11 protein-coding genes are annotated in these 12,549 nt (G+C 35.3%); all 11 read right to left on the minus strand.

Translation table 11 applies throughout. The features are described 5' to 3' along the window. Window positions 1-353 precede the first annotated feature (353 nt). Complete coding sequence (fabZ, locus tag CQ058_RS15020) at window positions 354-788, minus strand: 3-hydroxyacyl-ACP dehydratase FabZ (protein ID WP_002184592.1); 435 nt, start codon at window positions 786-788, stop codon at window positions 354-356. Between the two features lie 1,195 nt (window positions 789-1,983). Beyond that, the gene (locus CQ058_RS15025) at window positions 1,984-3,786 is read right to left on the minus strand and encodes an ABC transporter ATP-binding protein (protein WP_105589816.1); all 1,803 of its coding nucleotides are present in this window, start codon (window positions 3,784-3,786) and stop codon (window positions 1,984-1,986) included. A gap of 2 nt (window positions 3,787-3,788) precedes the next feature. Further along, on the minus strand, window positions 3,789-4,976 hold the full coding sequence (locus tag CQ058_RS15030; protein ID WP_105589817.1) for a nucleotidyltransferase domain-containing protein: 1,188 nt from the start codon (window positions 4,974-4,976) through the stop codon (window positions 3,789-3,791). Between the two features lie 22 nt (window positions 4,977-4,998). After that, entirely contained in the window at window positions 4,999-5,451 is a 453-nt protein-coding gene (locus CQ058_RS15035) for a lasso peptide biosynthesis B2 protein (RefSeq protein ID WP_105589818.1), read from the minus strand. A gap of 45 nt (window positions 5,452-5,496) precedes the next feature. Continuing rightward, window positions 5,497-5,796, minus strand: a complete 300-nt coding sequence (locus CQ058_RS15040; RefSeq protein ID WP_000095761.1) for a lasso peptide biosynthesis PqqD family chaperone — start codon at window positions 5,794-5,796, stop codon at window positions 5,497-5,499. After that, window positions 5,796-6,725: an aldolase gene (locus CQ058_RS15045; RefSeq protein ID WP_105589819.1), complete on the minus strand. Its 930-nt coding sequence runs from the start codon at window positions 6,723-6,725 to the stop codon at window positions 5,796-5,798. The genes CQ058_RS15040 and CQ058_RS15045 overlap by 1 nt, the downstream gene beginning before the upstream one ends. A gap of 107 nt (window positions 6,726-6,832) precedes the next feature. Continuing rightward, window positions 6,833-6,964 carry a paeninodin family lasso peptide gene (locus CQ058_RS15050; RefSeq protein WP_000808480.1) on the minus strand — a complete coding sequence of 44 codons (132 nt, stop codon included), beginning with the start codon at window positions 6,962-6,964 and terminating at the stop codon, window positions 6,833-6,835. A gap of 14 nt (window positions 6,965-6,978) precedes the next feature. Next, the gene (locus CQ058_RS15055) at window positions 6,979-8,916 is read right to left on the minus strand and encodes a lasso peptide isopeptide bond-forming cyclase (protein ID WP_105589820.1); all 1,938 of its coding nucleotides are present in this window, start codon (window positions 8,914-8,916) and stop codon (window positions 6,979-6,981) included. Window positions 8,917-9,955: 1,039 nt separating this feature from the next. Then, on the minus strand, window positions 9,956-11,125 hold the full coding sequence (locus CQ058_RS15060) for an aminotransferase class I/II-fold pyridoxal phosphate-dependent enzyme (protein WP_105589821.1): 1,170 nt from the start codon (window positions 11,123-11,125) through the stop codon (window positions 9,956-9,958). Between the two features lie 13 nt (window positions 11,126-11,138). Further along, window positions 11,139-11,771, minus strand: coding sequence for an acetyltransferase (locus CQ058_RS15065; protein ID WP_105589822.1), 633 nt, complete (start codon window positions 11,769-11,771; stop codon window positions 11,139-11,141). A 13-nt stretch (window positions 11,772-11,784) separates the two neighbouring features. Further along, window positions 11,785-12,381, minus strand: a complete 597-nt coding sequence (locus tag CQ058_RS15070; RefSeq protein ID WP_105589823.1) for a sugar transferase — start codon at window positions 12,379-12,381, stop codon at window positions 11,785-11,787. Window positions 12,382-12,549: the final 168 nt, after the last annotated feature.

Here is a 12,549-nt window from a genome sequence, read left to right on the forward strand (position 1 = left end):
ATTTGCTATATACTGTCGATATATGGGTATTATTAGTATTACTAGTGAATATACCATTGATTGATCTGCGTGTTTATAATATCCCGTTTATAAAAATCTTACCTTTGTTAATTTTTATTTTGTTTTTTCTTAATATTTCGACATCTTTTTCAGACTTTAGTTGATAAACTTTTTTTCGAAAGTCCCCTATATTTTTTAATCAAACGTTTGTTTAAAAGTAAGAGAACTTACCTATCGACAAATTCTCTTACCTTTCGTCCATTTCTTCATAATTCGCTTCAATAACAATAAAAAAGATGAATGACCATACTCTCTTCATTCATCTTCCAAGGTAAAGTTATGTTAACAAATCTTTATTCTTTCTTATCACCAATTGCAAATGTGATTTCAGCTTCACAAGCGATTTCACCATTTACAGTTGCTACTGCTTTTCCTTTTCCAATCGGTCCACGGACACGTGTCATTTCGACTTCTAGGCGAAGTTGATCACCTGGGCGAACTTGACGTTTGAAGCGGCAGTTATCAATGCCAGCAAAGAATGCAAGGCGACCGCGATTTTCTTCCTTCTTCAGTACCGCAACAGCACCCACCTGCGCTAATGCTTCTACAATTAGAACACCTGGCATCACAGGATAATCTGGAAAGTGTCCATTAAAGTATTCCTCATTTGCCGTTACATTTTTAATCCCAACCGCACGCTTTCCTTCTTCTACTTCTAGAATTTGATCGACTAGTAGAAATGGATAACGATGTGGAATAATTTCTTTAATCTGTTGAATATCTAGCATATCATTCTCTCCTTATATACCAAATTGGTCATACCACCAACACACTGTCCTTATTATCCCATTCTCCATTGTTTTTGTCACGAAAAACAAGAAATGCTTTCTACCCAAAATATCTATTAGGGCTATTCATACAAAAAAGATACACCCTTTTCCCTTCGCTAATCGGTATAACAAAATAATAGCAATTAACACGGAGGTTGGAAAAAGGTGTATATCAAAGTTAGGGAGAGGAAATATACATTATTTTCCTCACATGTCGTATTCATAGCTCATTATAAAGGACAAATATAAGAAAGAAAAATTTAATATTTACTCCTTTTTACCATCATACCCTTAATTTTCTACAAATTTCTACAAATTTCTTCATTTTTCTTATATTATCTTAAATAGCATATCTAGAAATTAAGATTCGTAATCCAGAACACTATGCTTTATAAAAAAATAAATCTTCGTGGATTAGCCTTTAATAAAAACCCCATAAAATATCATCACAAAAGATACATTTACATTTCACAGAAATATCCAATATTACATATAAATTCTTTTAAATCTATTTAACGATACATAAAAATAGAGTATAACTAATAAGAAATTGTTGCTTTTCCTTGTTTATCTGTTAAATAAGGCATTCCGGAGTATTTGAGAGAAAAACTCAAATGAAATAAAAAGGAATACTTATATAATATTCTTCACTATCTCTCTTTCATCTTCTCAAATCGTTTCCCTTCTTAATTACTTATATAAAATTAGTAGCAATTCAAAATACTAACAATTCATTAGGCACTACCTCTCATTAATCACTGACCATAAAAATGTCTACAAGGTGCTTCAAAATATATTATCACAACTACACTAATAAACCTTTATATACAAAAAGCAGCGAGACCTCTAGTCCTAAAGACAAGGGGTCTCGCTGCTTTTTGTTATATGGTATAAATAAAATCAGGTTCCATGTTAAATTATAACACGGATATTTATACATGTATATAGATGGTATATTAATAAGTCATAATAAGTATTTCTAGTTTTTTTACTGGTCACACAATTAAATTAAGCTCATATTTCCATAAAAAGACCAGTACACAAATACCAATTATCCCCCAAACCATAAATAATCAAATTGCGTTACCGGCCCGAAAGAAATAAAGGCAGTGTATTCCTTAAATTTATAAAAAATAATTGTGACTAGTCATATTTAAATGTTTACCTTAGCCTGTTGTCCAAGTAGACTACTAAATAAACCACTTTCATCTTTTGCCAGTTGTGCGAAACTACCGTGTTGAATAATTTGTCCTTGATCCATTACAATTACTTGGTCAGCTTTACGTATAGTAGATAGTCTATGTGCAATGACAATAATTGTCATGCTTCCTTTCAATCTTTCCAATGCTTCTTGTATTTTCGCTTCATTTTCAGCATCTAGAGCACTTGTTGCCTCATCCAGTACTAAAATAGAAGGCTTTCGAAGTATCGCTCTAGCCAGAACAAGACGTTGTCGTTCTCCTCCTGAAAGCTTGACTCCCCTATCGCCAATCATTGTATCCAATCCTTGCGAGAGCCTGCTAACAAAATCAGCGGAAGCAGAAAATTCCAAAGCTTCCCAAAGCTGCTCCTCACTTGCATTTGGTTCAACCATTCTCAAATTGTCTCTTATACTGGCATTGAATAGAAATGGATCTTGAGGAACATAGCTAATAGATTTTCTCAATGATAATAGGTCCTTACTTGTCAACGGTTTGTTATCTATTAATAACTGACCGCTCTCCGGCTGCATAAGTCCCATTATGATATCAATTAATGTACTCTTTCCAGCACCGGAACGCCCTGAGATAGCTGTCATACAATTTGCAGGAATACACAAATTAATATCTTTAAGTGAGTACACAGCATTTTCTTTATTGTAGCGGAAAGAGATATTTTGACACTCAATAGATTGTTCTATCTGCATAGGATTTATACAATCATAATCCTGCTCTATATCTTGCAATTCTATACTTTTCTTACACTCTTCCTGTAATTGCAGCAAATCTTTAAAAGCGGGAAGATTCGCTGCAATTTGTTCCATGTTTGACTGTATACCTGCAAATCGTGGCCATAAACGAGAAAATATAAGAATAATTAATAATAATTGCTCCGTTTTCGTCTGAAACAACTTAACAGATAGAAAGATAAGAATAGCAATGAAAACAGCTGATGCAATTTTATAAAAGAGTTGAGAATTATTTCTCACCTTAATATATGCAAACTGTTCACGTTCCACATCTTCCACCCAATTACGTAACCACATATAACGAGATCGTTCTAGTGTATTGCTCTTAATATCCTTAATTCCATTAAAATGATCAGTTATACCTGCAAGATACGCTTTTGAATTCTCTGAGGTTCGACCACCTAATCTTTTTGATTTTTTAATAAATCTTCGTGAAAGAAAGGCAAGTACCACAGCGCAACATAGTACAAAAATTGTTATATCTGCCGCTAACCAAAAAGCGAAACCAATCTGTATAAATGTAAACATTAAAGAAGTGAGCAACTGTAAAAATAAATTAGTGCCTGCGCTAACACGCCCTAATTCCGTTGTCAAAGAATTGATAAGATCTGATTTTCTCTTTTTCACAAAAAAACTCCAGTTGGCCTGCAACAATCCACGATAAGTTTCCAATCTCAAATGATTAATAAAACGTATCTGGATTTTCGCATTACGAACTGTTATATTCCTTTGCAAAAGCGCTTGTCCCACGACCAATATAATATATATTCCTAATACAAGTGGTAATCCTAAAGTAGTTGGAATCTCACCTAGGAATCCAAGAACCCCTGAAAGAGGACTTGTCTGTTCATTCATCTTCGCAATACCGCTAATACTTATCATAGGAATTAATAATAAAATGCCGATTCCTTCTACAAGACTGACCAATACCATTCCCATGAGATTAACAATGAGAATGTTTCCAGTAAAAGAGTATAACCGCTTTGTAAAATATAAAATATTTCTCATTTTCACTTCTCCTTACGGTACCTCATTTCCCTCCAAATCCATAAAACCGGCCGCAAAGGGAAATATAAAACATGCAGTTGTTTTGGCAGTGGTAAAGTTTCCACATCCTGAGGATAAGGATACAACCAACTAAGATGAAACAGTAGCTTTTGAGAGCTTGTCTTTAACAAATATAAATATCGCTCATGATATTTTGAAACTTCTTCTGGGACAGGATCTGTATGCAAGTTAATCATATTTTCCAAGTAATATATAGCAAGCTGCGCTAATTGCGTTACCCTTCTCCCTGACATTAATACTTTTGCCTCTTCCGCTATTATAAGAGTATCTAAAAGCTCAGAAGATAAAATAAGCGCCTGACCTACCAGTTGTTTACATCCATACATTTCCAACATAACAGTGAGTTCTTCCCAATCTATTTCTTGCCTTACCATACGGTCAATGTCCGTTAACCATCGAAGCCTGGACCAACCATGCCTAGTCCCATGAGTCACAAGAAACATAAACAAATCCTCTCTCCCTAAAAAATAGACAGGATAATTTGTGACAGGACTCGTCCTCTTTCGCCCCCATAACTCATCGAAGCGTGGTTCCTTTCCCGGTCCTGGGTGTAGTCGCCAATGAATCTCCAATTTCACCTTACTTATCGGATGCATGTAAGTTGTATGGTGGCGTCTCCACTTCCATTCATTCATAACCGTCGGAAAATCATCCTCTTTGACATAACCATTCTTTACAAGTAATTCGTTCACTTTTCCAAGATCATCTATAGGAACAAGGGCATCCAGATCCCCTGATGTTCGAAGGGAAACATCTCCATATAGGTCTGCGCCAAGAATAGGGCCCTTCAAAAATAGAAGTTGAAGTTGGTTTTCAGCAAATAATTTACTTACTTTCCCCATTTCTCCACTTAAATGAAGCATATGGAATGTATTCCTTTTAAAATATGTACTTAATACTTGCACAACATTTGATGGAACTAACTGTTTATCAATGGATTTCATTTTTGGATAAATGAACGCGTACATACGATGATGCAGCGCCAGTTTCAAAAATTTGTTCCAATCAATATTTATGAACCAGTCTCCCGGGATTTCTTGTATCTCTTTATCTTCCTTCTTTATAATTTCAAGTAACAATTTTAGTTCTTTAGGTAAATGACTCAAATCAAGATTACAACCGGTATACATCTCATTCTCCTTCAAGATTTTTTTACCCTATCCTTTTTGCAAATTTACCAACAACGGTAAATCTCTTCATTTCTTCTACGCCAGTAATATAAAAGGGCCCGCTACGTAACCACGCATGGGCAATCATATTTCCTGTCTCATCTTTCGCGGTCCCTAAGTAAAGGGTACTTTCAATTTGACGCTTCTCCAACATTTTCATTGCAGCGATAGCTTTAACGAGACACTGGCTTTCCCAAAATGTATAACGGCTCATCATATGCACTGCTTGAGAAATTTTCCTTAACGTAATCTTTTCCGATTCATCATAGTTTAAAGACGTTTCTGCCATATGAATTCCTAATATAGGAGCAGCTTTAGAAAACGGTATACTTTTAAGAATACGAGCCCAGCCTAAATAAAAGAAAGCTTCTATAAGTAATAATTTTGTTCCCATATCGAACGACAAGAAAGCTTTGGCTTTATTTATGATATTCATCGATCCTACTCCTAATCTATTAAATCTGGAACGTTCAATTAAAAATCAAAGTTTTTCATCAACCGAGATTAACCCTTCTGCATACAAATGATTTAAGAAAGAGAGTACTTGTTCCTTACATTCTGCCTCTTCAATCATATATCGAGACAATAATATATCAATCACTTGATTGACAGATATTAATTCATTAATTAAACTCCAAATTTCACCACCTATACCTCCTAAGTTATAGTATTTCCCATTATGGATGCTCATCATCACTTTCTCCCCATCCATATCGCTCACTACATTTTCCTGACCTTGTACAACAAAACTGTGTAATGAAATTGTTTGTTTACTACTCATTATTTTTCCTCCTCTTTTAAAGACTCTAGAATTTCGGATACTAAATCATGTGCCGTAAACTTTGAAATAGGACGTCTCAATTGAAACATATCTATTTTGTTTACGATATTTGTAGAATGCATAAAATGCCATTCCATCATCCCCAATCGTGGGATTAATGAATTCCTATATGTATGACGCAGCAATGTGCGTAGTCTCTCCAGTCCTTCAATCTGCTGAAGTTCAACATCCCCATTTTCTACTTTCACTAATTCGAATACACCTGCCAATGGTAATGGTTCCTCGAAAAAGTTAGCTGTAACGGGGACAGCATATTTAGTTTCCCTTTCAAATAATGGCTGATAATGCGCTGTCTCCATTCCAAACTGATCAAGACTCTCTTTCCATAACTTTTGTTGCGGATAAGATGGTGTAACAAAAGGAGTATTATCCTCAGAAAGAGACACAGCAATTACATCATCACTTAAAAGCTTATAGCCTTTGCTTAAAAGGGCTGATGCAAGAGTTGATTTTCCAGCTCCTGATCTTCCTACAAAAGCATACGCCTTTCCATTGATGGCTATTACACTTCCATGCAGAGGGAGTATTTTTCTCTGTATCAACAATGCCCCCATACAAGTCCCAAGAATATAAAGCCGAATCTTATCTTGATCAGACCCTTTCATAGGTGAAACAATGATTTTTTCTCCATTTTTAATACAAAACGTAGCAGTTTCGGGGATTTGAAACATAATTAATTTTTCTTCAACTACAAACACTGACTTCGGAGAAGATAACTCTCCCCATAATTGGGACAAATCTGCAGTTTCTATTTTTACGTCTACTTCATTTTCGTAATTACTTACTTGAGGCAATTCCGGCAGGGGAATCTCACTTAATAGGGCTAATCCGAAGGCTTTGTAAATCTCTTTCTTTACAGTATGTATCATCTTTCTCACTCCAAATAGTTGAAAAATTGATTAAAAAAAACCCTTATACCGTAATTAAACTATATAAGGGCTGTAAAGCATATAAATCTCATTTAAATATTAGTGCATTAGCTGTGGTGAAGAGCGCCTTGCTCATCCTCATCTTCAAAAACTTGGTCAACAAGTCTCTTTCCAGGTCCAGCCATTGTCATGTTGATATCAAGTACTTCTAATACTGGTGATTGCCATTCTTGTTTCATAATTTCACCCCCTTTCAAATATATTTTTTGATAAATCGATAGACAATAAGACTACGCATTAAAATTCTAAAATCTGGATCAAACACGTATTCTACTCGTGGTTCTCCTTGAATTTTCAAAATCGCGCTCTTAATAATCTCCATATTAAAAAAGTTAGAGGCCACTGGGTCTTTACTAAGCTGCCGAAGTTCCTCGATAAACATTTTCCATGAAGGAATCATGCGATGAACCACATCAGCTGCCTGTATTCCCCGCACACGCTGATTTAATCTTACTTTGTCAGGAAGAAATCCTTTTGTGGACCTCCGGACAAGTGCACGATTTAAGCCATTTTGAACAAATTGTTCGAGTGGTAACGATAAACAGAATCGAATTACCCGTAAGTCATTCGTTGGATCATGCCCTTGTAAACCATAACGCAAGGAGAGCTTTGTTCCACTTGTACCCGTTGTATTCCACAAGTTTAGCTGTTCAAAATGTTTCTGCCTTATTTCATATATATTTGGGATAGAGGCCCCTGTTACTTTTACACCATGTTCTTCAAGCTTTCTAAATACATCAGTACGTTTTGCAAGTTCTGGACTAACTAACGTTGGCAGTTCGTATTGCTGTTCTGAGGAAAACATGTTTTTTATCGATGGAAATGCTTTCTCTCCTACAACTTTCAGTATTCTCGATTTTTTGACCCCAACGTTCTTACCATACAAATCAATTTCACGATAAAGCTGCAACCAGCTGAACTTTTTAAGTAAAATCGCATAATAATCTAAAGCTGGCCCCCAAGAGATTGTGAAATTTCCTCTCGCTCCATTTAAGAGCACCCCAATCCCTTGTTGTTGGGCTTTTTCATAAATCCCTTTCACCCAGACGGAATTTTCGAAAAATTTATATGGCATCTCCATAATCTCAAGCCAATCATCAATTTCTGAGAAAGAATTTTCTCCCGGAAAATTCAAATAATTCCCTTTAATATTCCCTACATGTTGTACTGTAGTTTGAATAAATGGCTTTTCATCAGCAATCGTATGACCACGAGTCCAATCAGTAAACCCTTCCGCAGGTACCGAGCTGAATGTATATAATTTTTTGTTCTCTTTTTGCAAGGCTCTCGCAGCAAAGCTAGCAACAGCTCCTGAATCTAATCCCCCACTTAAATGAGAACCAACATTACGATGAGTACGTAACCTTGATGTTACTGCGCTTTCAAATACGCCCCTGAACGCCTCTTCATAATCTTCATTTGATTTGAGTTGCAACTGCTCCTCTACAAATAACGTGTCGTATTTCGCAATACTAACTCTTCCCTTAACTACGGAGATAGTATGAGAAGGCGGGACTTGCTCTATATTTTTATGCACTGTTGAAAATGCATCTATTGTATCAAGCATATTAGGTATCGCTAAATATTCAGCTAACCATTGCTCATTCAATTCCTTCCCTACGTACGGTAAAGAAAACAGCGGTTGTATGCTAGTACAAAAAGCAAATTGATTTTGATTGCGGTAAAAGTAAAAAGTCCGACTTCCTGAAAAATCACGTGCACCAAAGAGCAATTGCTTTCTCTCATCCCAAATCATAAAAGCAAAATCACCAATTAGATACTTTGGTACATGCTCTCCCCACTTTTGATAAGCGAGTAAAATCAACTTACTATCAGGCATCTCTCTTCTATGTACCTTTTCTACTTGCAATCTATCGAATAATTCATTGCGATTATCAATAATAGCATCAGCAGTTATAACCAACTGTGTTTCATAATCATAGTAAGGTAATTGTTCATTAATAGATTCAGATGTTATCCATTTTGCATGGGAACCCAAAAAAATATTTTCCTTGTGCCATATATCGGTATTGTCACCTGGATAACGAGATAAATCCTTCATGATTCCAATCCTATGTTCAGGCGGTATCGGTTCTCCATTTAAATGATAAATTCCGGTTATTGCACTCATTTTTTTCCTCCCACTACGAGACAATTAAGGGAAAACCCGATGGATAAGCAAATTACCAGATATATCAAAAAAATATTATTAATATACCAGAAAACTCTTTCCTCAAACTACCTCGTTTACGCATAACAGATTTTAAAACCTGATTTTATAGCCTTAAATCTTTTTTCAGTTGAAGTATTCAAACCTTCAGGCTACCTATCCTATTGTAAACCCTTGCATTTTGATTTTCTCAAAAAATGAACAAAGGTGTGATTCTCTTAATTCGAATCAAGATATTACCATCTGAATTTTATATGAATAAAAATCCTTGAATTTAATATATCAATAAAACGTTTATATTCTTTATAAAGAATATAAACTCAGATTACCATTTCACTATTGCATTGTCAAGCATCTATATACTTAAAAAAATGAATATTTATATATCTTTTTTAGTAACTGTAAAAACAAATAATACAGTAAAACTTTAATCGGTAGGAGGCTTTACATCCCTACCGACTATTAATCTCACCAATCGAGCTTTTACGAACATTCCATCTATTTTCTTAGTTTCCCTAAAATCTTAAGGTAGTGCTCTTAATGTTCACAAATAGCAGGAGAAACGTTATATCTTACAAATACACAGGAGAATTCCCATCTTTTTATATTTTGAAAATTTCTGTGCTATGATATTTCATATAATTTATTATTAACCTATTAATTAACGCTGATTTTCATATTTTATGTTCTCTATTACTTCATTCTCCTGCTTATTTAATCAAAACAGGAGAATAACCTTTTTATATTTATACCATTTTCACAAAAGGGATGATATAATATGCGTTTACCACTAATAATGCTAGCAAAGAATATAATTCACATTTACCACAAGATTATGTACGCTTACTATTTCACTCTTTATAGGGATTGCCGTGACTTTCATTCAAAAAAAATTTTTTTCCGTAAAATGAAATTTCACAAAAACGGCACTGACTGAGATATTAAACCCTCCTAGTTCATTAACGCCTTTCTTAATTGAAGCTCTTTCTATTTTTTATCTTTACATGCTAGCACTTACCGTCAATATATTCTTAATACATGTAATAACTCTTGTCTGATCTTTTTCTGTCATACCTGATCCAGATGGAAGACATAGACCGGTTTCAAATAGTTTTCTAGCAATATCTTCACGTTCACTATGAGAATAATAAGTTATTCCCTCAAATAGCGGTTGCATATGAAGAGGTTTCCAAACAGGACGCGCCTCAATGTTTTCATTTTCCAGTTGTTTCAGTAATGCCTGAATCGATACTCCTGTTTTTTCTTCATCTACAGTAAGAACTGTAAGCCATCGGTTTGAATAGGTATCCTCTAACTCAGGCATAAACTGTACCCCTGGAATATGAGATAATTCTTGATAGTACCTATCAAATATTTTTCTCCTTGCCTGTACTCTATCTCGTAAGACTTGCAGCTGCGCCCTACCTACACCCGCTAAAATATTACTCATACGATAATTATATCCAACCTCACTATGTTGGTAGTGTGGAGCCGGATCTCTTGCTTGGGTAGCTAAAAATCTTGCTTTTCTTAATGCTTCGACATCATTCGAAACAAGCATACCTCCACCTGAGGTTGTAATGATTTTATTGCCATTGAATGAATAAACACCGAATTTTCCGAATGTTCCACTCGCTTTACCTTTGTAGAAAGAACCAAGTGATTCCGCTGCATCTTCTACTACTGGAACATTATATGTATTACATAACGAAAGAATCTCATCCATTTTAGCGCTTTGTCCATATAGATTCACAACAATTACTGCTTTCGGAAGTACCCCTTTCTCTTTTGCATCACGTAATGCACATTCTAAAGCCTGCGGTGACATATTCCATGTTTCAGGCTCTGAATCAATGAATACTGGTGTAGCCCCTAAATATAAAATTGGATTTGCGCTCGCTATAAAAGTAAGACTTGAACAAAACACCGTATCTACATCTCTTACATCCAGTAAGCGAAGTGCCAAATGGATAGCAGAGGTTCCTGAACTAACTGCAGCCGCATCAAGAACTCCAACATGGGATGAAAGTTCACTTTCAAACGCATCTACGCTTGGACCAAGTGGAGCAATCCAATTCATATCAAATGCTTCCCCTATATATTTTTGTTCATTACCGCTCATATGTGGAGCGGAGAGATAGATTCTTGTTTTTTCCTGTGAATATACCACTTTAAACACTCTCCTATAATTCTTTTTTTATTACTCTAGCTGGAATGCCAACTGCTGTACAATTCGCTACAATATCACAAATTACTGTTGCCCCCGCACCAATAATGGACCAATCGCCAATTGTAATATTTGGAATTACATTAACTCCTGCTCCTATCTGTACTCCTGTTCCTACAGTAACGGATCCTGTAAGCACTGCATTTGGGGAAATATGTGCAAAATCTTTTACCTTATTATCATGTTCAACAATAGCGCCTGTATTGACAATAACGTGATTCCCAATGTCAGCATCTGCATTAATAATTGCACCGGGCATCACAACCGTACCAGCTCCAATCTTTGCACTTAAACTAACAATAGATTGTTTATGTATCAGCGTCGCATAGCGATGACTGGGAATCTCTAACTGCTCCATAATTATCTTTCTTGTTCTGTTATTCCCTATAGCTATCACGAACTTTGTATCTACATATTCATCCATTAACTTTGCAGCTGCAGAAATGGGTCCAAAATAAACGCCATCCTCAACTTTTAACTCTTTATACACATCATCTAATTGCGCAATGATTTCATAATTTCCATACGATAGGATAATATCTCGGATTACTTTACTATGACCACCTGCCCCAATCATAATTATTCGCATCCATCTCACCTCCTCAAGAATTCTTTGTGCCATTAAATTTTTCCACAGTTACATGCCCAACTTGATTGATTCCTTCTGACTTAAATACTTTCTTTGCCGTTAACAACAAAATTTTCATATCAAACCAAAAAGTCCGTTTTTTTGCATACCATACATCAAAATCAAATTTTTCCTCCCAAGAAATCGCGTTCCTCCCATTTACTTGGGCCCATCCCGTAATCCCTGGTCTGACATTATGTCGCTTGGCCTGTTCTTCTGTATATAGTTCCAAATACTCCATCAATAATGGTCTTGGGCCTACCAAACTTAAGTCTCCTTTTATAACATTAAACAACTGTGGCAATTCATCTAAACTATATTTTCTCAGAAACCCTCCGAAACGGGTAAACCTTACATCATCGGGCAACACATTCCCCTCACTATCCTTCTCGTCATTCATAGTTCTAAACTTATAAAGAAAAAAAGGGACACCATGCAATCCCGGGCGTTGCTGCTTAAATATGATAGGAGAACCCAACTTAATTCTAACTAAAACAGCCACTATTATAATAAGTGGTAAAAGAAACACCAATAATGACAAAGAAACGAACAAATCGAAAAGTCTTTTCATATATAATCATACTCCTAATTTGGTTTATGTATTAACCTCTACTCCATAACTGCCTAAAACTTCTATCTTCATAAAAAGCAGCCCCATTCATAGTTGAAAAATAACGAATTGATTTACTTTTTTATTTAAGGACATGTCATGTGAAATATTCAATTAAAATACTCAGTA

Origin of the sequence: Bacillus sp. MYb56 (genome assembly GCF_002976445.1) — a bacterium.
Classification (GTDB): Bacteria; Bacillota; Bacilli; order Bacillales; family Bacillaceae_G; genus Bacillus_A; species Bacillus_A mycoides.